Annotated in this window: 19 protein-coding genes; 9 read left to right on the forward strand and 10 right to left on the reverse strand. The window is 73.4% G+C overall.

Annotated features, from left to right (window positions below; genetic code table 11):
• Positions 1-6 precede the first annotated feature (6 nt).
• Complete coding sequence (locus tag ACH47X_RS06795; protein ID WP_397402647.1) at positions 7-1,008, reverse strand: squalene cyclase; 1,002 nt, start codon at positions 1,006-1,008, stop codon at positions 7-9.
• A gap of 164 nt (positions 1,009-1,172) precedes the next feature.
• Here ACH47X_RS06795 and poxB point away from each other — a divergent pair, with 164 nt between their 5' ends.
• Together poxB and ACH47X_RS06805 are read left to right on the forward strand one after the other, a co-directional pair.
• Positions 1,173-2,906: a ubiquinone-dependent pyruvate dehydrogenase gene (gene poxB, locus ACH47X_RS06800; RefSeq protein WP_397402649.1), complete on the forward strand. Its 1,734-nt coding sequence runs from the start codon at positions 1,173-1,175 to the stop codon at positions 2,904-2,906.
• Between the two features lie 113 nt (positions 2,907-3,019).
• On the forward strand, positions 3,020-4,210 hold the full coding sequence (locus ACH47X_RS06805) for a cytochrome P450 family protein (protein WP_036970112.1): 1,191 nt from the start codon (positions 3,020-3,022) through the stop codon (positions 4,208-4,210).
• Between the two features lie 34 nt (positions 4,211-4,244).
• Here the strand turns inward: ACH47X_RS06805 and ACH47X_RS06810 are convergent, their stop codons facing one another.
• The 3 genes from ACH47X_RS06810 to ACH47X_RS06820 all read right to left on the reverse strand — a co-directional run bounded on the left by ACH47X_RS06810 (position 4,245) and on the right by ACH47X_RS06820 (position 7,054).
• A complete protein-coding gene (locus ACH47X_RS06810; RefSeq protein WP_397402651.1) occupies positions 4,245-5,522 on the reverse strand; it encodes a cytochrome P450 in 1,278 nt (425 codons plus the stop codon).
• Positions 5,523-5,632: 110 nt separating this feature from the next.
• Complete coding sequence (locus ACH47X_RS06815; RefSeq protein ID WP_397402653.1) at positions 5,633-6,394, reverse strand: tetratricopeptide repeat protein; 762 nt, start codon at positions 6,392-6,394, stop codon at positions 5,633-5,635.
• A 219-nt stretch (positions 6,395-6,613) separates the two neighbouring features.
• Complete coding sequence (locus ACH47X_RS06820; protein WP_397402655.1) at positions 6,614-7,054, reverse strand: cupin domain-containing protein; 441 nt, start codon at positions 7,052-7,054, stop codon at positions 6,614-6,616.
• 96 nt (positions 7,055-7,150) lie between these two features.
• Between ACH47X_RS06820 and ACH47X_RS06825 the strand changes: the two genes are divergently transcribed.
• Positions 7,151-8,113, forward strand: a complete 963-nt coding sequence (locus tag ACH47X_RS06825) for an ArsR/SmtB family transcription factor (RefSeq protein ID WP_397402657.1) — start codon at positions 7,151-7,153, stop codon at positions 8,111-8,113.
• Positions 8,114-8,149: 36 nt separating this feature from the next.
• Entirely contained in the window at positions 8,150-8,650 is a 501-nt protein-coding gene (locus ACH47X_RS06830; RefSeq protein ID WP_397402659.1) for a cold-shock protein, read from the forward strand.
• A gap of 10 nt (positions 8,651-8,660) precedes the next feature.
• Here ACH47X_RS06830 and ACH47X_RS06835 read toward each other — a convergent pair whose 3' ends face one another.
• Positions 8,661-8,987 carry an L-rhamnose mutarotase gene (locus tag ACH47X_RS06835; RefSeq protein ID WP_036969972.1) on the reverse strand — a complete coding sequence of 109 codons (327 nt, stop codon included), beginning with the start codon at positions 8,985-8,987 and terminating at the stop codon, positions 8,661-8,663.
• Positions 8,988-9,024: 37 nt separating this feature from the next.
• On the reverse strand, positions 9,025-9,996 hold the full coding sequence (locus tag ACH47X_RS06840) for an AraC family transcriptional regulator (protein ID WP_397402662.1): 972 nt from the start codon (positions 9,994-9,996) through the stop codon (positions 9,025-9,027).
• Positions 9,997-10,076: 80 nt separating this feature from the next.
• On the opposite strand from ACH47X_RS06840, the gene ACH47X_RS06845 reads away from it, so the two are divergent.
• Positions 10,077-10,937: an NmrA family transcriptional regulator gene (locus tag ACH47X_RS06845; protein ID WP_397402664.1), complete on the forward strand. Its 861-nt coding sequence runs from the start codon at positions 10,077-10,079 to the stop codon at positions 10,935-10,937.
• A 17-nt stretch (positions 10,938-10,954) separates the two neighbouring features.
• Here the strand turns inward: ACH47X_RS06845 and ACH47X_RS06850 are convergent, their stop codons facing one another.
• Positions 10,955-11,764, reverse strand: a complete 810-nt coding sequence (locus ACH47X_RS06850) for a DUF899 family protein (protein WP_397402666.1) — start codon at positions 11,762-11,764, stop codon at positions 10,955-10,957.
• 293 nt (positions 11,765-12,057) lie between these two features.
• Positions 12,058-12,723 (reverse strand): GntR family transcriptional regulator, encoded by a 666-nt coding sequence (locus ACH47X_RS06855; RefSeq protein ID WP_397402668.1) that lies wholly within the window; start codon positions 12,721-12,723, stop codon positions 12,058-12,060.
• A gap of 42 nt (positions 12,724-12,765) precedes the next feature.
• On the opposite strand from ACH47X_RS06855, the gene ACH47X_RS06860 reads away from it, so the two are divergent.
• From ACH47X_RS06860 to ACH47X_RS06875, 4 genes are all read left to right on the forward strand, one after another.
• Positions 12,766-14,049 (forward strand): YncE family protein, encoded by a 1,284-nt coding sequence (locus ACH47X_RS06860; protein WP_397402670.1) that lies wholly within the window; start codon positions 12,766-12,768, stop codon positions 14,047-14,049.
• The gene (locus ACH47X_RS06865) at positions 14,046-15,314 is read left to right on the forward strand and encodes an amidohydrolase (RefSeq protein ID WP_397402672.1); all 1,269 of its coding nucleotides are present in this window, start codon (positions 14,046-14,048) and stop codon (positions 15,312-15,314) included. Before ACH47X_RS06860 ends, ACH47X_RS06865 begins: the two co-directional genes overlap by 4 nt.
• A 270-nt stretch (positions 15,315-15,584) precedes the next feature.
• Positions 15,585-16,982: an enolase C-terminal domain-like protein gene (locus ACH47X_RS06870; protein ID WP_397402674.1), complete on the forward strand. Its 1,398-nt coding sequence runs from the start codon at positions 15,585-15,587 to the stop codon at positions 16,980-16,982.
• Positions 16,969-17,673 carry a FadR/GntR family transcriptional regulator gene (locus ACH47X_RS06875; RefSeq protein WP_142037058.1) on the forward strand — a complete coding sequence of 235 codons (705 nt, stop codon included), beginning with the start codon at positions 16,969-16,971 and terminating at the stop codon, positions 17,671-17,673. Before ACH47X_RS06870 ends, ACH47X_RS06875 begins: the two co-directional genes overlap by 14 nt.
• An 8-nt stretch (positions 17,674-17,681) precedes the next feature.
• Here ACH47X_RS06875 and ACH47X_RS06880 read toward each other — a convergent pair whose 3' ends face one another.
• The gene (locus ACH47X_RS06880; protein ID WP_397402677.1) at positions 17,682-18,674 is read right to left on the reverse strand and encodes an ABC transporter substrate-binding protein; all 993 of its coding nucleotides are present in this window, start codon (positions 18,672-18,674) and stop codon (positions 17,682-17,684) included.
• A gap of 58 nt (positions 18,675-18,732) precedes the next feature.
• Positions 18,733-19,722, reverse strand: a complete 990-nt coding sequence (locus ACH47X_RS06885; RefSeq protein WP_397402679.1) for an ABC transporter permease — start codon at positions 19,720-19,722, stop codon at positions 18,733-18,735.
• Between the last annotated feature and the right edge of the window lie 9 nt (positions 19,723-19,731).

Consider the following 19,731-nt stretch of genomic DNA (forward strand, 5'->3'; position numbering starts at 1 on the left):
CGTGCCTCAGCAGCTCCCGTGCACCGAGTCGTCCCACCAGCCGAGCACGCGCGCCGCGTGGAACGTGAGCCACTTCGACGGCTGCCCCGCGTCGACGTCGACCTCGAACCACACCCGGCCGGGGTGGCGCCGGGCCTGCAGCCAGGTGCCGTCCGGCTGCCGCTGCGAGCGCACCAGCTCGACGGCCTCGGCCACGCGCGGGTCGGGCGGCGTGTCGCGCAGCAGGGACGCCGCGCGGAAGTAGTCGGTGGCGGTGAGCACGTCGTAGAAGGCGCGGAACGGGTAGGCGAGCCGGAACACCCAGTCGGCCACCGGCTCGCCCGTGGTCAGCCGGTGGATGAGGCGCCGCTCCAGCAGGTACTCCTCGGCCCGTCGCTGCGCCTCGCGGACGGCGTCCGTGCCGCCCGTCGCCTCCTCGTAGGCCAGCAGACCCTTGAGCGAGTTCAGCGTGGACCGCACCGACGCACGCGTCGAGCCCTCGACCCACTCGCAGTTCCAGCCGCCCTCGGCCATCTGGTGCGCGACGAACCAGTCGGCGACGCCGTCGACGTCGGCCCCGAGCCACAGGCCGTTGGCCAGGGTGAACCCGTTGATGCAGGCGTCGACCTCGCCGCCCCAGTAGGGCAGGTCGTCGTACTCCCACCGGGCGTTGGCGGCGATCAGGCCCGCGGTGTCCCGCTCGCGCAGCACCGCGGGGTCCAGGCCCCACTCGCGCAGGGTGTTGAGCGACCACGTGGTGGCCGTCCACGGCTGCCCCGCGCCGGGCTGCGCCTCCGGGCCGTCGAAGTCGAATCCGGCCGGGAAGAACGCCCCGCCGGCCCAGGTGCCGGCTTCGTCCTGCAGCGCGAGCAGGCGGGCCCCGAACCCCTCGGTCGCGATCCGGGCCCGTGTGGCCTGCCAGACGTCGGCGGGCGCGCGCAGGAGGTCCCTCTCGACCTGCCAGCGCAGTGCCGGGTCGCTGTCGAGCAGCCACGCCGCCACGTCGTCGGACACCGGTACGGAGGCCATACCCCCGAGCGTAGGACGCGCGGCCCGCCGGTTCCACGCAAGTGGCGGGTGACCCGCCGCCCGGCGTTGCGACGCGGTGGGCCGCGGCATACGTTCGACGGGACCTGCTGACCGGGAGGCACCGCCCGAGCAGCGCGAACGCCGATCGGCCAGGGGGCGCACCCATGACGAACGTTGCCGAGACCATCGTCGAGATCATCGAGGACGCGGGGGTGGAGCGGGTCTACGGCCTGCCGGGTGACTCGCTGAACGGGTTCACCGACGCGATCCGCCGCACCGACAAGGTGGCCTGGCAGCACGTGCGACACGAGGAGGCGGCGGCGTTCGCGGCGGCGGCCGAGGCCGCGCTGACCGGGGAGCTCACGGTGTGCGCCGGCAGCTGCGGGCCCGGCAACCTGCACCTGATCAACGGCCTGTACGACGCCAACCGCAGCCGGGTGCCCGTGCTCGCGATCGCGGCGCACATCCCCGCGACCGAGATCGGCAGCACCTACTTCCAGGAGACCCACCCGCAGGACCTGTTCCGCGAGTGCAGCGTCTACACCGAGCTCGTGAGCCTGCCCGAGCAGCTGCCCCGTGTGCTCGAGATCGCGATGCGCACCGCCGTCGAGAAGCGCGGCGTCGCGGTCGTCGTCGTACCGGGCGAGATCTTCCTGGCCGACAACGTGGGACGCAGGAAGTCCGCGCCGATCCGGGCCGCGCAGCCCGTGGTGCGCCCCGGCGAGCACGAGCTCGGGATCGCGGCGCAGATCCTGAACGAGGCCAAGCGGGTGACCATCCTGGGCGGCGCCGGCACCGAGGGCGCCCACCGGCAGGTGCTGCAGATCGCCGAGAAGCTCAAGGCGCCGATCGTGCACGCGATGCGCGGCAAGGAGTTCCTGGAGTACGACAACCCGTACGACGTCGGCATGACGGGCCTGCTCGGCTTCGCCTCCGGCTACCGCGCCATGGAGAGCTGCGACGCGCTGCTCATGCTCGGTACCGACTTCCCGTACCCGCAGTTCTACCCGTCCAAGGCGCAGGTGGTGCAGGTCGACGTCCGCGGCGAGCAGCTCGGCCGGCGCACACCGATCGACCTGGGCCTGGTGGGCGACGTCGGCGACACGATCGAGGCCCTGCTCCCACGGCTGGACGACAAGAGCAGCCGCCGGCACCTCGACTCCTCGATCAAGCACTACACGCGGGCCCGCAAGAGCCTCGACGAGCTGGCCGACAACGACCGCAACCGCGAGCCCATCCACCCGCAGTACGTCGCGCGGCTGGTGAGCGAGCTGGCGAGCGACGACGCGGTGTTCATCCCCGACGTCGGCTCCCCCGTCGTGTGGGCCGCGCGCTACCTGACGATGAACGGCCGGCGGCGACTGATCGGCTCGTTCAACCACGGCACGATGGCCAACGCCCTGCCGCACGCGATCGGCGCGCAGTCCGCGTTCCCGGACCGGCAGGTGGTCGCGCTGGCGGGCGACGGCGGCCTCGGCATGCTGCTGGGCGAGCTGCTCACGCTGCGGCAGAACAAGCTGCCCGTGAAGGTCGTGGTGTTCAACAACTCGTCGCTGAACTTCGTCGAGGTCGAGATGAAGGCCGCCGGGTTCGTGAACTACGGCACCCAGCTCGACAACCCCGACTTCGCCGACGTCGCGAACGCGATGGGCATCCACGGCAGGCGGGTGGAGCAGCCCGACGACCTGGAGGGCGCCCTGCGCGAGGCGTTCGAGCACGACGGCCCGGCGCTGGTCGACGTCGTCACCGCGCGCCAGGAGCTGTCCATCCCACCCGCGGTCAACGCCCAGCAGGTCAAGGGCTTCACGCTGTACGCGATCCGCACGATCATGTCAGGGCGCGGCGACGAGCTGGTCGACCTCGCGGACACGAACGTGTTCCGCCGTCTTTTCGACTGACGGAGGATCAGCTCCGCCGATCACCCGCCCGGATGTGGACAAAGCGGGCAGCACGACAAAGACTGGGCCACTGACTGGTCCCGCAGTAGGTCGTTTCGTCGTGAGGAGTGCTCGTGGAGACGCTGGTCCTGGATGCCACCGGCAGGGCGCCGCTGGAAGAGGTGGCGCGGCTGCGGGAACGGGGGCCCGTCACCAGGGTCGCGCTGCCCGGCGGGGTGGAGGCGTGGGCCGTGACCGACCTGGCCCTGCTGCGCCCGATGCTGGTGGACCCCAACATCTCCAAGGACGCCCGGCAGCACTGGGTGGCGCTGCTCGACGGCGACATCACGCCGCAGTGGCCGCTGTACACGTGGGTGACCGGGCGGTCGATGTTCAACGCGTACGGCACCGAGCACCGGGCGATGCGCAAGGTGGCGGCGCGTTCGTTCACGGCGCGCCGGACCCGGGCGATGGAGCCGTGCGTCACGGCGGCCACCACCGCGGCGCTGGAAGCCCTGGCCGACGCCGGCAAGGGCGGCGCCGAGGTGGACCTGCGCGAGATCTTCGCCGCGACGATCCCGGTCGAGGTGATCTGCGACCTGCTGGGCGTGCCGGACGACCAGCGCGCCGACATGCGCCGGTGCGCCGACACCCTGATCGACACCGGCGCGTCACGCGAGGCCCAGGGTGCCGCCCAGCTCGAGCTGCGCTCCATGCTGACGGCGCTCGTCCACGACAAGCGCGAGCGGCCGGGCGAGGACCTGATCAGCACGGTGGCGGCCGAGCTGCCCGACGACGAGGCCGTCTCGACCGCGAACCTCATGCTCGTGGCCGGCCACGAGACCACCGTGAACCTGCTGGCCTCCGCCATCAAGCTGCTGCTGACCCACCCGGACGTGCTGGCCGCCGTCCGCTCGGGCGAGGTGACCTGGTCGGCCGTGGTCGACGAGACGCTGCGCGTGGCACCCCCGGTGATCTACATCCCGTTGCGGTTCGCGGTCGAGGACCTCGAGCTCGGCGGCGTGCCGATCGCCAAGGGCGACCCGATCATCGCCGTGTTCGGCGCCCCGGGGCGTGACGACGCCGTGCACGGCGAGCCCGCCGTCTTCGACCCCGCACGGGCCGACCGCACGCACCTCGCCTTCGGGGCCGGCGCGCACCACTGCGTGGGCGAGCCGCTGGCGCGCCTGGAGGCCGAAACCGCCCTGCGGGCCCTCTTCGAGCGCTTCCCCGACCTGCGGCTCGTCGAGCCGGACGGCGACCACGGCCAGGTGCCCGGGTTCGTCGCCAACGGGCCGGTGCGGCTGCCCGCGGTGCTGGGTTAGCCAGCCGGGACCGGGCTGCCGACCGCGGGTCCGCTCAGCGGAACGCCCCGCGGTCGGTGGCCCGCTGCCAGGTCACCGGGAGCCTCTCGGCGTGCCGCACCCACGGCGAGGCGGCCGCGGGCAGGCTGCTCTCGGGCACGGTGAGCTGCACGTCCCGGTGTCGCAGCAGGTGGTCGACGGCGGTGCGGGCGATCAGTCGTGCGAGCCGGGGCGCCGGGCAGGCGTGCGGCCCGGTGCCCCAGGACAGGTGGGAGCGGTTGTCCACCTCGTCCCACAGGTCGTCGGTGTGCACGGCCGGGTCGGCGTTCGCCGCGGCGATCGCGAGCACCAGCGCGTCACCCTTGCGGATCGAGCGCCCGCCGAGCTGCACGTCGTTGCGGGCGTAGCGCAGCGCCGGGGACTGGGCGATGGGCGACCGCCGCCACAGCACCTGGTCGAGCGTGCCGTCCAGCGTCAGCCGGCCGCCCGACATCCGCGCCGACAGCTCCCGGTCGGCCAGGAGCTGGTGCAGCGTCTGGGTGATCCAGGCGGTCAGGAAGATCGCCGCCGCGCTCACGGGCACGATCGCGCTGGTGGCGATCTCGCCGTCGTGCGCGAAGTTGGGATGGCCGACCAGGTGCCCGATGAGGTCCTGCCCGCCGTCCTTGCGGCGCTGGCCGATGTGCTCCATGACGATCGCGGCCGTGGACGCCTGGGCGTTGGCGACCTGCTCGCCGTCGCCGCTGACCACGGCGGCGGAGTCGGCCATGAGCCGTGCCCCCGTCTCCAGGTCGAACCCGAGCGTGGTGGTCATCGCGAGGAACCCGACGGGCCGGCTGTACACCTTCACGAGGTCGCCGCTCCCGGAGTCGCCCATCCGCTCGATGACGCGCTCGCACATGTACCGGGTCTGGTCCCGCACGGCGCGCTCGTCGAGCGCGGCCAGGGCGTCGTCCAGCGGCGCGCGCAACCGCTCGCGCTCGGGGCCGTCGTGGTAGAACGACGTCGGGCGCGGCGCGGGCGGGGCGAACGTGCCGATCGCGGTGCCGGCGGGCAGCAGGTTCTCGCGGTTCCAGCGCCAGTTCGCCGCGTTCCGGCTGTAGTCCATCTCGGAGCGCATCACGTGACAGTTCTCCGCGTGGCCCAGCACCAGCCAGGCCGGCACCACGACGTCGTCCTTGCGCTCGATCTCGACCGGCGCCACCTCCCCCCACTGCGCGCGCAGGCGCGCGTAGTGCGCCTGCGGGTCGGGGCTGCTGGTGATCTCCGTGAGCGACGTCAGCCCGCTGTGCTCCTCCAGCGTGGCGGCGTGCCGGGTGGTCTGCGGGTTCATGGGGATCATCCGACCATGACCGCCGGGTGGTGCGGAAGGGCCGGCATTTCGTGTCTCGAACACATTCATCTCCTGGTGCCGGAGGCAGAGCGTCCGGTCGTCCCTGCTGGTCAGCGGGTTGGTGCTACACCGAGCTCGGCGCCGTCGCGCACTGCGAACGCCAGTGTGTCCCACGGGTCGAGACGAGATCCGGCGGCGCGGCCCTCGGCCAGGCCGGCGTCGCCGAGCGCGTCGCGGACGGCGGCCTCGATCGCGGCGAGCTCGGCGGCGTCGTCGGGGTCGGGGACCTGGCCCAGGTCAGCGAAGGCGCGCTCCGCCAGGCCGAGCAGGCGAGCGGCGCGGGGCAGGTCGCCGTCGGCCACGGCCAGGGCGCCCGCACCGACGTAGGCGTAGGGGACGAAGTCGCGGTACTCCCCGGCGACGATGCGGGCGCGGCTGGTCGCGAACCGCTCGCGGGCCGCCGTCCGCTCGCCGAGGCCCAGCTCGGTGAACGCGAGGTTGTGCAGCTCGGAGGTGACCGTGTCGGCATTGCCGAGGGCCTCGTTGAGCTCGATGCTCTCCTGGTACAGCACGCGGGCGCGGGGCAGGTCGCCCGCCATGCGGGTCACGCCCGCCAGCACGTGCCGCGGGCGTTCCTCCAGGCCGCGGTCGCCGGTCCGGACGGCGGCGGCCAGCGCGGCCGACGCGATCCGCGCCGCCTCGTCGAGGTCGCCGGCGCGGATCGCGAGCCGGGACTGCATGTACAACGCCTCGACGAGGGCGGGCAGGTCGTCGGCCGCGCGGGCCCGCTCGGCCTCGTCGTGGGCCAGGCGCGCGACGGCGTCGTCGTCCCCGCGCCGGAACGCCGCGCGCGCGGTCTCGCTGAAGCTCATCCGGTACCCCTCCTCGTGACAGAGGGGAGCCTAGCGAGGCGGGGCGGCCGGGCGGGTGCGGCCGGGCGGGTGCGGCCGGGCGGGTGCGGCCGGGCGGGTGCGGCCGGGCGGGTGCGGCCCGCTCGCCTTCGAGGCCTAAGTTTCTTGTCTTTGGAGCCGTCCAAAGACAAGAAACTTAGGCCTCGAAGGTGAGTCGTGCGGGTGACTCGGCGGGAAGGCTCAGCCCTCGTCGGCGAAGTGGTTGTCGTGCTCCTCGTGCAGCCGGTCCATGTCCGCCTCCTCGGCGGTGGCGAGCTGCGCGAAGTAGTCCTCGCGACGCACTCCCGGCGCCAGCACCATGAGCACCGTGGCGGGCTCGTCGCCCTCCTTACGGAGCCCGTGCACGGATCCGCGGGCCGAGAACGCGGTGTCGCCGGGCCCCAGCGTGCGCCACGTGACGCCGTCGAAGAAGTCGACCTGCCCCTCCTCGACCACGAACGTCTCGCTGAAGGTGGTGTGGAAGTGCGGCGCCGGACCCCGGCTGGAGGGCGCGAGGCGCCAGCGGTACAGGCTCAGGGTTCCGTCGGTGTCCCCCGGGCTCGCGAGGACCTCGATCGTGGAGCCGCCGGCGCCAAGACGAATGAGTCGCGGTGCGGTGTGCTCTGCCGTGTGCTGTGTCATGCCCCGAGTCTCGGCAGCAGGCACGTCCGCCCGCGCTCGTTTCGGCCGTGGCCGAACAGTCTGGTCCCACCTGCGGCGGCGACCCAGAATGGGGCGGTGATCCGTTACCGGCTGGGCGCAGGCGCCACGAGCGTGCGGTGGGCGACGTCGCCGGTGCATGAGGTGGTCAGCCTCGCCCGGCTCCTGACCGAGCCACGCCGGCACCCCGTGTTCCACCCGTGGCTGCGCCGTCGCCGGCAGCGCCTGGCGGGCCTGGACCTGTCGGCCCTGACGGACTTCATGGCGGACGGCGCCTACCGGCCCGACTTCCTGGACCCGACGCCGCCGACCAGCGACCCGACCTTCGACGAGGGCATGGCCGCCCTGCTCGCGGCACCGGTCGAGCAGGTGCACGCCGAGCTGGTCGACGCCACGGCCCGTCTCGAGCCCACGGCCCGCCGCCGGCTGCTCGACGACCCCGCGCGCACCCGGGCCGACGCCGCCGCCGCGGTGCGCCGCCTCTGGCGGGCAGCCGTGGAGCCCGAGTGGCCGTCCATGCGGCAGGCTCTGCGCGCCGAGCTGCTGGACCGCGCCGTGCAGGTCAACCGCGAGGGCCTGCGCGCGGTGCTCCCCCGGCTGCACCCGTCCGTGACCAGCGACGGCGACACGGTGACCGTCGAGTCCGCCGTCGATGTGGAGACCGACTGCCCGGACGGCCTGATCCTGGTGCCGTCCCTGTTCATCACCGACCGCGTGCAGTGCACGACGTCGGACCACTGGTCCCCCGCGATCTGCTACCCGGCCACGGGGCGCTACCTCTGGTCGGCGCCCGCCACCCCGCGGTCGCTCGACCGGCTGCTCGGCGCCACCCGTGCCCGGATCCTGGCGGCGCTGACCACCCCGCTGCAGACCACCGTGGTGGCTCATCTGGTCAGCGTCACAAACCCGACCGCCAGCGAGCACCTGACGGTCCTGCGCGACGCCGGGCTGATCGACAGCACCCGCACAGGCCGGACCGTCACCCACGAGCTGACGGCGGCAGGCCGGGCGGTCCTGGACGCCGCACCGACGCACCGCTAGCGTCGTGGCCGGACCGCACCGCACAGGGGGCACGTGATGGCCGAGGGGACCGTGACGGCGTACGACGCAGAGGCCGGTTGGGGCGTCATCGTGCCCGATGACGGCGGCCCGCGGCTGCGCGTCCACCAGGTCGAGATCCTGACGCACGGCTACCAGGTTCTGGAGCGCGGCGAGCGCGTCGCGTACGCGGTCGAGCAGGACGACGACGGCCCCCTCGCGACCGCCGTCACCCCACTGGGGCCGATCCTGACCGAGGACGAGCTGGCGCGGCTCGGGCTCGTACCGGAGCCCCAGCCGGCAAGCAGCCCCTCGGCCGGCGACGACCCGGCGCTACCGTTCCTGGGCGAGCCGGCCGAACCCGCCAAGTTCCCCACCCCGGTCCGGGCCGTGATCGCACTCGTCGGCCTCGCGGCCCTGCCCTCCATGGTGATCGGCATGATCCAGGTCGCGAACGGGCACGAGGAGTGGCTCCCCCTGCTGATCAGCGGCGTCATCATGCTGCTGGTCCTGGAACGCATCCCGCACGAGCGGTGGTGAGCCGGCGCCGTCAGGCCAGGTGCCAGACCTCCTGCATGTCGCGCCAGCCCTCGCCGGGTGCGGCGTCCTTACCGAACGCGGTCTGGCACGGGTCGGTGTGCGTCCACCACTCCTGGGTCACCGGGTCCTGCGCGATCCGGGCCATGTCGGCCTCGTGGTCGTCGCCGGTGTACTCGTAGTACGCGAACAGCGTGTTCTCCAGCACGAAGATCGTGTAGTTGTGCACGTTGCACGCCTGGAGCGTCGCCTCGACCTGCGGCCAGACGGCGGCGTGCAGGCGCAGGTACTCCTCGCGCTTCTCCGGGACCACGTCGACCACGAGACCATGTCGTTCCACGGAGCCGGACGCTATCAGAGGCGCGCGACGCGGCTGGTCAGAGCCCGGTCTGCTGCGCCCCGACCTGCCTCGGCCCCGCCGCGAGGCGGCGCCGGTACGCGGCCGGGCTGACGCCGAACTCCCGCGTGAACGCGGTGCTCAGCGCGAACCCGCTGGAGTAGCCGACCCGCTGGGCCACGGCGTCGAGCGTGTGGTCGCGGTCGGTGAGCAGGTCGCGGGCCAGGGCGAGCCGCCAGCTCGTCAGATACCGCAGCGGGGGCGAGCCGACCAGCTCGGTGAACCGCGCGGCGAGGGTCGCGCGGGAGACGGTGGCCCGGCGGGCCAGGTCGGCGACCGTCCAGGCCCGCTCGGGCTCGGCGTGCATCGCGCGCAGGGCCGCGCTGACCGCCCGGTCACCGATACCACCCACCCAGCTGGGCCGCGCCGGCGGGTTCGCGGCGGTCCACGCGCGGATCGACTCGATGGTCACCACGTCGACCAGGCGGTCGAGCACCACGCTCTGCCCCAGGCCGTCGTTCGCCATCTCGCGCGCCAGGTGGCCCACGAGCGCAGGGTCGAGCCCGCCTGCCGGCACGACGGCGGCGTCGGGCAGGATCTCGGTGACGAACCGCCCCACGCTGCCCACGTCGGCGTAGCTGGCGACGATCATCGTGTCAGGACCGTCGGGGTCGTTGCCCCAGTGGCGCAGGCCGTGCGCGAGAGCAAGGTCGAGCGGGGCGCCGTCGGGCGTGACGCACCGCTGGCCCGGCTCGATGACCGCGACCGTCGCGCTGCCGGCGGCGTCGGCCACGCGGTAGGGCAGGGGGCCGCGCACCAGGGCGACGTCGCCCTCCCGGAGGTCGTGCACGGTGTCGCCGGCCTCCAGGCGGCAGCCGCCCGAGGTGACGATCACGACGGTCAGCGCGGACTCGTCCTCGACCTGGACGGCCCAGGGCGCGCGCATCGACATCAGGAGCGTGAAGGCGCCCTCCGCCTGCGGGTGCGCCAGGAGCTGCGACAACGGGTCCATGCGCCAATCTTAGACGCTCGAACATGCAGAGCAGACCCTGGGCTATTCAACGTCCAGCGCTCCGGCGTTTCGATGTACCCATGACCACTTCGCAGGCCTCTTCGCAGGCACCCACCACCGCACCGATCCTCGTCACCGGCGGCACGGGCCGCACCGGCCGCCGCGTCGCCGACCGGCTGCGCGCCCAGGGCCGACCGGTCCGCATCGCCTCCCGGAGCGGAGCGGTCCCGTTCGACTGGCACGACGAGGCCGGCTGGGACGCCGCGCTCGCCGGCACGGCCGCCGTCTACCTCTGCTACTCCCCCGACCTCGCCCTGCCCGGCGCCGACGCCGTGGTCGACGCGTTCACCACCCGGGCCGTGCGGCACGGCGTCGAACGGGTCGTCCTGCTGTCCGGCCGCGGGGAGGAAGGCGCCCGCGCCTGTGAGGACATCGCCCTGGCCGCGGCGCCCGCCACCACGGTGGTGCGCTGTTCCTGGTTCCAGGAGAACTTCAGCGAGCACTTCCTGCTCGACGGTGTGCTGGACGGCCGCATCGCCGTGCCGGCCGACCAGGTACGCGAGCCCTTCGTCAGCCTGGAGGACGTCGCCGACGTCGCGGCCCTCGCCCTGACCAGCGACGCCCACGCCGGCGAGGTGCTGGAGCTCACCGGCCCGGAGGCGCTGACCTTCACGCAGGTGGCGCGCCTGTTGAGCGACGCGACCGGCCGCCCGGTCGAGCACGCCGCTCTCACCCCGGACGACTTCGTCGCCGAGCTGACCGCCGCCGGCGTGCACCCCGACGAGGCCGCCGGTCTCGCCTGGCTCTTCCAGGAGGTGCTCGACGGGCGCAACACGGCCACCACGGACACCGTCGAGCGGGTCCTGGGCCGGGCAGCCACCCCGTTCGACGTCTTCGCCAAGACCGCGGCGGCGGCCGGGGCGTGGGTTCCGCGGGCCTGACGGCCGGCTCGCACGCGTCAGTGGTGGTGCCCGCCGCCGTCACCCGGCACCACCGGCGTCGCGCCAGGGCGGGTCCACTGCGGGGTCGGCCGGCGGGTCGGCCCCCAGGTGGCCTCGCCGTCGGCGTCGGTGGCCCAGTACCAGCAGGACGTCCGGCCGGCGGGCCAGCCGTCCGGCACGTCCTCCCAGGCCTCGCCCCGGCCGTACGGCGTCATGTCGAGCAGGCCGAAGATCCCGGCGGCCGGCTCGTTGCCCCGGCCCGTGGTGCGGTAGGTCAGGTACACGCGGTCGCCGTCGCGCAGGAAGCAGGCGATGTGCCCCATGTCCACGCCGACGGGCGCCGGCAGGCCGCGCACCGAGTACCAGGGCTCGGTGTACCCCATGAAGCGCAGGAACGGGACGACCTCGGCCCAGGGGCCCTCGGTGAGCATCGCGAACGACACCCCGCGCGCCCGCAGGTACGGGGCGGCCTGCTGGATGTGCCAGGCGTTCACGGTGCAGCCCGGGCACTGCCCGCTGACCGGGTCGCCGTCGTGCCACATGTGCTGGTAGACGACGAGCTCGTCGCGGCCCTCGAACAGGTCGACGAACGGCACCGGGCCGTCGGGACCGACCACCTGGACGCTGCCGTCGAGCTCCGTCATCGGCAGCCGACGGCGGGCCGCCGCGAGCGCGTCGCCCGCGCGGGTGTGCGCCTTCTCCAGGGCCAGCAGCTCGTCCCGCGCCGCCTGCCAGGCGTCCCGGTCGACGACGGGCGGGCGGGCGGGGGCCGTCCCTGTCGGGCTGTCGGTCGTGGGGTCGGTCGTGGGGTCGGTCGTCTCGGTCATCGTGCGCTCCTGCGGGTCGGGGGTGCTTCACGGGTACCGACGACGACCGAGCTCCTGACTCATCGCTGTCGAGGTCGGCACCCGTCCCGCGCAGCGGCGGCAGGTCGGTGAGACCCGCCCGGAGGGGTTCGATGGTCACCCCCGGGGCAAAGCTTCCCGCCCGAGGTGAGTTGCTCTGAGTCGACAATGTCCACGCGGAGCAACACGCCCCGCAGAGCATCGTTCTCCCCGGAGCACGGACCCGGTCGGCCGGCCGGCTCGACCTCCCAGCCCAGCCGGCTCAGCCAGAGGGCTCAGCCAGAGGGCTCAGCCCGGCGCGCGGCGGCCGCCGCGCGGCTCGTGCCCAGGTGCTCCCGCGCCAGGCGGGCCGCGGCCTCCGCATCACCGTCGCGGACGGCGTCCAGCAGCGCGCGGTGCTCGTCCGCGATCGCGGCGAGGTCGGAGTGCTGGGCCAGCAGCCAGCGCACCCGGCTCGCGGTGACGGCGTGCAGCTCGGCGAGCACCGGGTTGCCGGACGCCTCGACGACCGCCTCGTGGAAGTCCGCCGCCGCCCGGCGCGCCGCCGGGCCGTCGCCCATCGCGGCGGCCTCGGCTTCCCGCTGCCAGGCGTGGGTCAGGGCCACGAGCTGCTCCGGGGTACGCCGCTGCGCCGCGAGCCGGAACTGCACCGGGTCGGTCGCCTCGCGCACTTCCTGCAGGTGCGCGACGTCGGCGTCGGTGAACTCCCGCACGACGGCCCACGTGCGCGGCCGCGGCGTGACCAGGCCCTCCGCGACGAGCGCGCGCAGCGCGTCCCGCACCGGGATGCGGCTCACGCCCAGCTCCGCGGCGAGGTCCCGCTCGACGAGCCGGCTGCCGGGCGCGCGCGTCCCGTCCACGATCTGCTCGCGGACCGCGCTCGCGACCCGCACCGACTCGGGCTCGAAGTCGCCCGCCGGCCCGTTCGGGGGCATGTTCATGGCGCCATCCTGCCAGTTCTGGAAATGGGATACCATTTTTGGATGACCTCCCCCGCCCGACGCCACGCGCCGCTCCGGCGGGCGCTCGGCACCGCCGTGGCCGCCCTCGCCGCGGGCCTGCTCCTGGCCGGGTGCGGACCGGCGGCCCCGGCGGCAACGCCACCGGCACCGTCCGCGACACCCGCGCCGACACCGTCCACCTCCCCTGAAGACACAGCCGCGACCGACGAGCAGCTCCTCCTCGTCACCCAGGCCGACCGCGACACGATCGCCCTGGTCGACCCGGACAGGAGCGCCGACCCCACCGGCAGCTCCACCGGCAGCCCCAGCGACAACCCTGCCGACAGCCCTGCCGACGGCTCCGCCGTCCTCGACGAGATCGCCGTCGGTGCGGCCCCCTGGGACGTCGCGGTCCACGCGGAGACCGGCCGCGCGTTCGTCTCGACGGCGGAGGGCGTCGCGGTGGTGGACCTCGCCACGCGCGAGCGGACCGACCTCGTCGGCTACGAGCATCGCCCCGCGAGGATCACCTACGGCGAGTACCGCCCCGGCGGCCTCGGCCTCGCGGTCTCCCCCGACGGCGGCGCCGTGTACGTCGCGGTGAGCACGGGTGAGGCGGCCTACCTGGAGCAGATCGACGTGGCCGACGGTGCCGTCGTGCGTTCGGTCCCGGTCGGCCGGCGGCCCTTCGACGTGCTGGTCAGCGACGACGGCCGCGAGGTCTACACGATCGACCACGACGGGTTCACCGTCACGGTCGTGGACGCCCGGTCGTTCGAGGCGCACGCGATCGAGGTGGCCCCGTTCGGCACCGAGGGCGGCCTCGCGTCGTTCGAGAAGCCGCACTACGCGGTGCTCGACGCGGACGGCGACCTGCTGCTGCCCTACCAGGGCCGCGCCCTCGCCCGCGTCGACCCGGCGACCGGCGACGTGACGACCACCGGCCTCGACGCCGACACCCACCAGCACGGCGTCGCCCGCGCGGACGACGGCACGCTCGTCATCGCCGGCAACGGCCCGTTCGGCAACGCGGACAGCGGCGCGAGCATCGAGGTCGTCTCCCCCGCGGGCGGCTCGACCGTGCTCCCGACCGAGCGGCGGCACGAGACCGTGGCGGTCTGGCAGCACGACGGCGCCGTGTTCGGCATCCTGGCCGGCGGCTACACGCAGGACGGCGCCTGGGACGGCCTGACCGTCCTCCCGCTCGCGGCCGCCCTCGACGGCACCGACGAGTCGTACGAGATCCGCGTGCTCGGCCGCCCGCAGGCGGTCGTGCCGGTCACGCTCCCCGACCCCGACACCAGCCCTGCGGAAGGAAACCCATGACCGGCACCACCACGCCCGCCAGCATGCCCAGCACCGTCACCGTCCTGCGCGACGTGCGCCCCTGGGGCGGCGCGCGCAGCGACCTGCACGTCGCCGACGGCGTGATCACCGCCGTCGTCCCCCACGACCCGGCCGCGCCCGCCGGCACGCCCGGCAGCACCGGCAGCACCGGGCCGGAGAACGCGACAGCCTCCGGCATCGTCGACGGCGGCGGCCTGCTCGCCCTCCCGGGCCTGGTCAACGCGCACGCCCACGTGGACAAGTCGTGGTGGGGCAAGCCGTGGGTGAGCTACGGCGGCGAGCCGGGCACGCAGGGCCGCATCGCGCACGAGCGTGCGCACCGCGACGAGCTCGGCATCCCCGGTGTCGACGTGACGCTCGCCGTCCTGCGCGAGTCGGTCCGCACCGGCACCACCGCCGTCCGCTCGCACGTGGACGTCGACCTGGGCGTCGGGCTGCGCGGCATCGAGGTGGTGCGCGAGGCCGTGGCCGCGCTGGGCGGCGCGGTGCACGCCGAGATCGTGGCGTTCCCGCAGGACGGCGTGCTGCGCCGCCCGGGCGTGCTCGACCTGCTCGACCAGGCGGCGGCAGCGGGCGCCGAGCACATCGGCGGGCTGGACCCGGCCTCGATCGACCGCGACCCCGTGGGCCAGCTCGACGGACTGTTCGCGATCGCGGAGCGGCACGGCGTGGGCATCGACGTGCACCTGCACGACGGCGGCGAGCTCGGCGCGTTCCAGATCGAGCTGATGATCGACCGCACGCTGCGCACCGGCCTGCAGGGCAAGGTGAACGTGGCGCACGGCTTCGCCGTCGGGCAGCTCGCGGGCTCCCGCCAGGCCGACCTGGTCGCCGCGATGGGCGAGGCGGGCATCACCATGTCGACGGTCGCGCCGATCGGCGCCGCTCCCCTGCCGCTGCACGCGCTGCGCGCCGCCGGGGTACCCGTCGGTCTCGGCACGGACGGCATCCGCGACCTGTGGTCCCCGTACGGCACCGGCGACCTGCTCACGCTGACCACGCAGCTGGCCCGGCTCTCCGGTTTCCGCGACGACGAGGACCTGGTCACCGCGGCACGGATCGCCTCGGCGGACGCGGCCCGGTTCGTCGGGCGCGAGGTGCACGACCTGGTCGTGGGTGCGCCCGCCGACGTCGTGCTGGTCGACGCCGAGAACGTGCCCGACGCCGTCGTCCGCGCCCCGCGCCGCGCGCTCGTCGTGGCCGGTGGCCGCGTCGTCGCGAAGGACGGCGAGCTCCTGCTCTGAGCCCGGCAGCCCCACCCGATCCCCCGCGATCCCCCTGATCGCCAACCCGAGGTCGGCAGCTGGCATCGAGATCGGCACAGACCTTTGCCGATCTCGATGCCAACTGCCGACTCTGCGGGGCAAACTGCCGAGCTTCGAGCAACATGCCGAACTGAACTGCACGCACATTGATCCAACCATTCAGCCATGGGTCAGGGTGAGCACCTTGACCTGGCCGCACACTCGTCCGTAGATTGCAGGCATTTCATCGGATGTTTGCGAGGGAGCGGCATGGCCACGATCACCGGAGTGCGCGTCGAGGACGTGCGGTTCCCGACGTCGGTCACCGCCGACGGTTCCGACGCGATGAACAAGGACGCCGACTACTCGGCCGCCTACGTCGTGCTGGAGACCGACGCGCCGGACCCGGCCGGGTCGGGCGCCCCGCTGGGCGGCTACGGCCTGACGTTCACGATCGGCCGGGGCAACGACATCGTGGCCGAGGCGGCGCGCCAGCAGGCCGCGGCGCTCGTCGGCCGCGACGTCGACGAGATCGCCGCGGACATGGGGGCGCTCTACCGGGACCTGACCGCCGACAGCCAGCTCCGCTGGCTCGGGCCCGAGAAGGGTGTGGTGCACCTGTCGCTGGCCGCGGTGCTCAACGCGGTCTGGGACCTGGTGGCCCGCCGCGCCGGCAAGCCGCTGTGGCGGCTGCTGGTGGACATGACGCCGGAGCAGCTGGTCGACGTCGCCGACCTGCGCTACCTCTCGGACGCCCTGACCCGCGACGAGGCGCTGGCCCTGCTGAAGGCTCGGGAGCCGGGGAGGCAGGAGCGCCTGGACCACCTGGAGCGCACCGGCTACCCGGTCTACACGACGTCGGCCGGCTGGCTCGGCTACAGCGACGACAAGCTGCGGCGGCTGTGCCAGGAGGCCGTCGACGCCGGGTACCAGCACGTCAAGCTCAAGGTCGGGGCGGACCTGGCCGAGGACGTGCGCCGGCTGACCATCGCGCGCGAGGTGCTGGGCCCCGACCGGAACCTGATGATCGACGCCAACCAGGTGTGGGACGTGCCGCAGGCCATCGAGTGGATGAGCGCCCTGGCGCCGTTCGACCCGCTGTGGATCGAGGAGCCCACCTCCCCCGACGACATCCTGGGGCACGCCGCGGTGCGCCGCGCCGTCGCGCCGATCGGCGTCGCCACGGGCGAGCACTGCCACAACCGGGTGATGTTCAAGCAGCTCATGCAGGCCGAGGCGATCGACTACTGCCAGCTCGACACCGGGCGGCTGGCCAGCATCAACGAGATCGTCGCGGTGCTGCTGCTCGCCGCCAGGTTCGGCGTGCCGGTGTGCCCGCACGCGGGCGGCGTCGGCCTCTGCGAGATGGTGCAGCACGTCTCCGTGCTGGACTACGTGGCGATCGGCGGCGACCTGACCGGCCGCGTGACCGAGTACGTGGACCACCTGCACGAGCACTTCACCGACCCGTGCGTCGTCGCCGACCGGGGCGCGGGCACCGCGTACGTGCTGCCGGCCCTGCCCGGCTACTCCACGCAGATGTACGAGGAGTCGATCGACCGGTTCCGGTTCCCGGAGGGTACGTACTGGGCGCGGGATGCTTCGGCGCCGGATGCCTCGGTGCCGGACGGCGCTGTGCGGGATACTTCCCAGCATGTCCCGCACTGACGAGGTCGTCGACGGCATCCGCAGGATGATCCTCGACGGCAGGCTCCGCCCCGGCGACCGCCTGCCCGTCGAGAAGGATCTGGCCGACGAGCTCCAGGTCTCCCGCGGCTCGCTGCGCGAGGGGGTCCGGGCGCTGTCCATCCTCGGCGTGCTGCACACCCGGCAGGGCGACGGCACCTACGTGACCAGCCTCGACCCCGGCCGGCTGCTGTCCCCCATGGCGCTCGTGCTCGACCTGCAGGACGAGGGCGCCATGCCCGCGTTCCACAGCGTGCGCCGCGTGCTGGAGACGGAGGCCGCGGGGCTGGCGGCCACCCGCATGACCGACGAGGCGCTGGCCGAGGCCCGCGCCGTCCTGGACCAGGTCGCCGAGGTGCGGGACGGCGCGGAGGTGGACCACGACCGGTTCATCGAGGTCGACATCGCGTTCCACCGCGTGATCGCCGCGCACAGCGGCAACCCGGTGCTGGAGGCACTCATCGAGTCGTTCGCGGGCCGCACCGTGCGGGCGCGCCTGTGGCGCGTGCTGCACGCCGAGGGCATCGAGGCGCGCACCCACGGCGAGCACGAGGCCATCTGGCGCGCGCTCGCCGCGCGTGATCCCGAGGCGGCCCGGATCCGGATGGCGGCGCACCTCCTGGGCGTCGAGGACTGGCTGCCGAAGCCGGAGAACCTGGACGAGGACGCCTGACACGTCCGCTACTCGTAGAGCACCGCGGCGATCTCCTCGTCGTCGATGTTCGTCTCGTCGTACCAGTAGAAGCCGGAGTCGACGACGGGCTCGACCTCCTCGCCGTCGATCGCGGCGACGGCGGCCTTCACCGTCTCGTAGCCCATCTTGATCGGGTCCTGCGTGATCGCCCCGGCCATCAGGCCGTCGCGGATCGCGTCGGTCTGCGCCTTGCCCGAGTCGAAGCCGATCACCGTCAGCTCGCCCGCCCGGCCGGACTCCTGCACGGCCTTGACCACGCCGATGGCCGAGCCCTCGTTGGTGCCGTAGATGCCCTTCAGGTCGGGATGCGCCTGCATGATCGCCTTCGCGGCGTCGGCGGACTTGAGCTGGTCGCCCGCCGCGTACTGCGTGTCGACGATCTCGATGTCCGGCGCGTTCTCGGCGATGTACTGCGTGAACCCCTCGACCCGCTGCTGCCCGGTCTGCGACGTCTGGTCGTGCCCGACGATCGCGATCTTGCCGCTGCCCACCAGCTCGGCCATGTGCTTGGCTGCTTCGGCGGACGCCGCGAGGTTGTCGGTGGACACCGTGGTCACCGGCACGTCGGAGTCCACGCCCGAGTCGAAGGCGATGACCGGGATCCCGCGCGACTGGGCGTCGGTCATCATCGGGATCGACGCCTCGGAGTCCAGCGCCGCGTACCCGATCGCGTCCGGGCTCTTGTCCAGGGCCGTCTGCAGCATGGTGAGCTGCTTCTCGACCTCCGTCTCCGTCTCGGGCCCCTCGAAGGTGACCTCGACGTCGAGCTCGGCCGCGGCGTCGTCGGCGCCCTGCTTGACCGCCTGCCAGAACTGGTGCTGGAAGCCCTTGGAGACCAGGGCGACGTACGGCTTGTCGCCCGTGCCGGGGGCCGCGCCGCCCGAGCCCGAGGAGCACGCCCCGAGGGCGAGCACGAGGGCGGTCACAGAGGCGGTGGCGGCGACCGCCGCGAGGCGCCCGCGTGTTGTGCTGCTGTTCATCCGGGTCCAGCTCCTTCGATGGTCGGGTGGAACGGGGTGAGGTCACGCCTCCTTGCCTTCACGCCTCCTTGCCGCGCCGCAGCATGTCGGCGTACACGGCGAGCACGATCACGATGCCGACGGCGACCTTCTGCCACTCCTGCGGGATCGACATGATCCGCAGGCCGTTGGTCAGCGTCGCCATGATCAGCGCGCCGATCACGGTGCCGAGGATCGTCGCCTTGCCGCCGCGCAGCGAGGTACCGCCGATGACGACGGCGGCGATGGCCTCCAGCTCGTACCCGAGCCCGAGGCCGGGCTGCGCCGAGTTGAGCCGGGACGCCATGACGACGCCCGCCAGGCCGGTGAACAGTCCGGCGACGACGTAGATGACCACCTTCCAGCGCCGCACGTCGACGCCGGAGATCGCCGTCGCCTCCTCGTTGGAGCCGATGGACAGCGCGTAGCGCCCGGTGAGCGTCTTGCTCAGCGTCACGCCCGCGAGGACGGCGGCGACGAAGAAGATGAGGACGGCGTTCGGCAGCCCTGGCAACAGCTCGCCGCCCGCGAGCTGGCCGAACCCGGGCACGTCGCTGAAGTAGATGGGCTTGGTCCCCGAGATGACGAGGGACAGCCCCTGCGCCACCATCATCATCGCGAGGGTCGCGATGAACGGCGGCAGCCGCAGGTACGCGACGTTCAGCCCGTTGAGCAGGCCGATCAGCGCCCCGATCGCGAGCCCGCCCAGCACCCCGACGACGAGCGGCAGGCCGAGGTTGGCCAGGAACACGCCGGTCATCACCGAGCACAGCGTCATGCCGGTACCCACGGACAGGTCGATGCCGCCCGTCGCGATCACGAGCGTGGCACCCAGCGCCATGATCCCGGTGACGGCCGTGGCGAGCAGGATGCCCTTCACGTTGGCCCAGTCCAGGAAGTAGGGGCTGGCCACCGAGAAGAACACGAAGATGACCACCAGCCCGCCGAACGCGAGGAGCTGTTGGAGCTGCTGGCGGTTGCCGAGCCCGGTGGTGCGTCGCGGCGTCGTGGCCGTGCTGGACGTCGTCATTCTGGTGTC

Source organism: Promicromonospora kroppenstedtii, assembly GCF_044389675.1.
Lineage (GTDB): Bacteria > Actinomycetota > Actinomycetes > Actinomycetales > Cellulomonadaceae > Promicromonospora > Promicromonospora kroppenstedtii.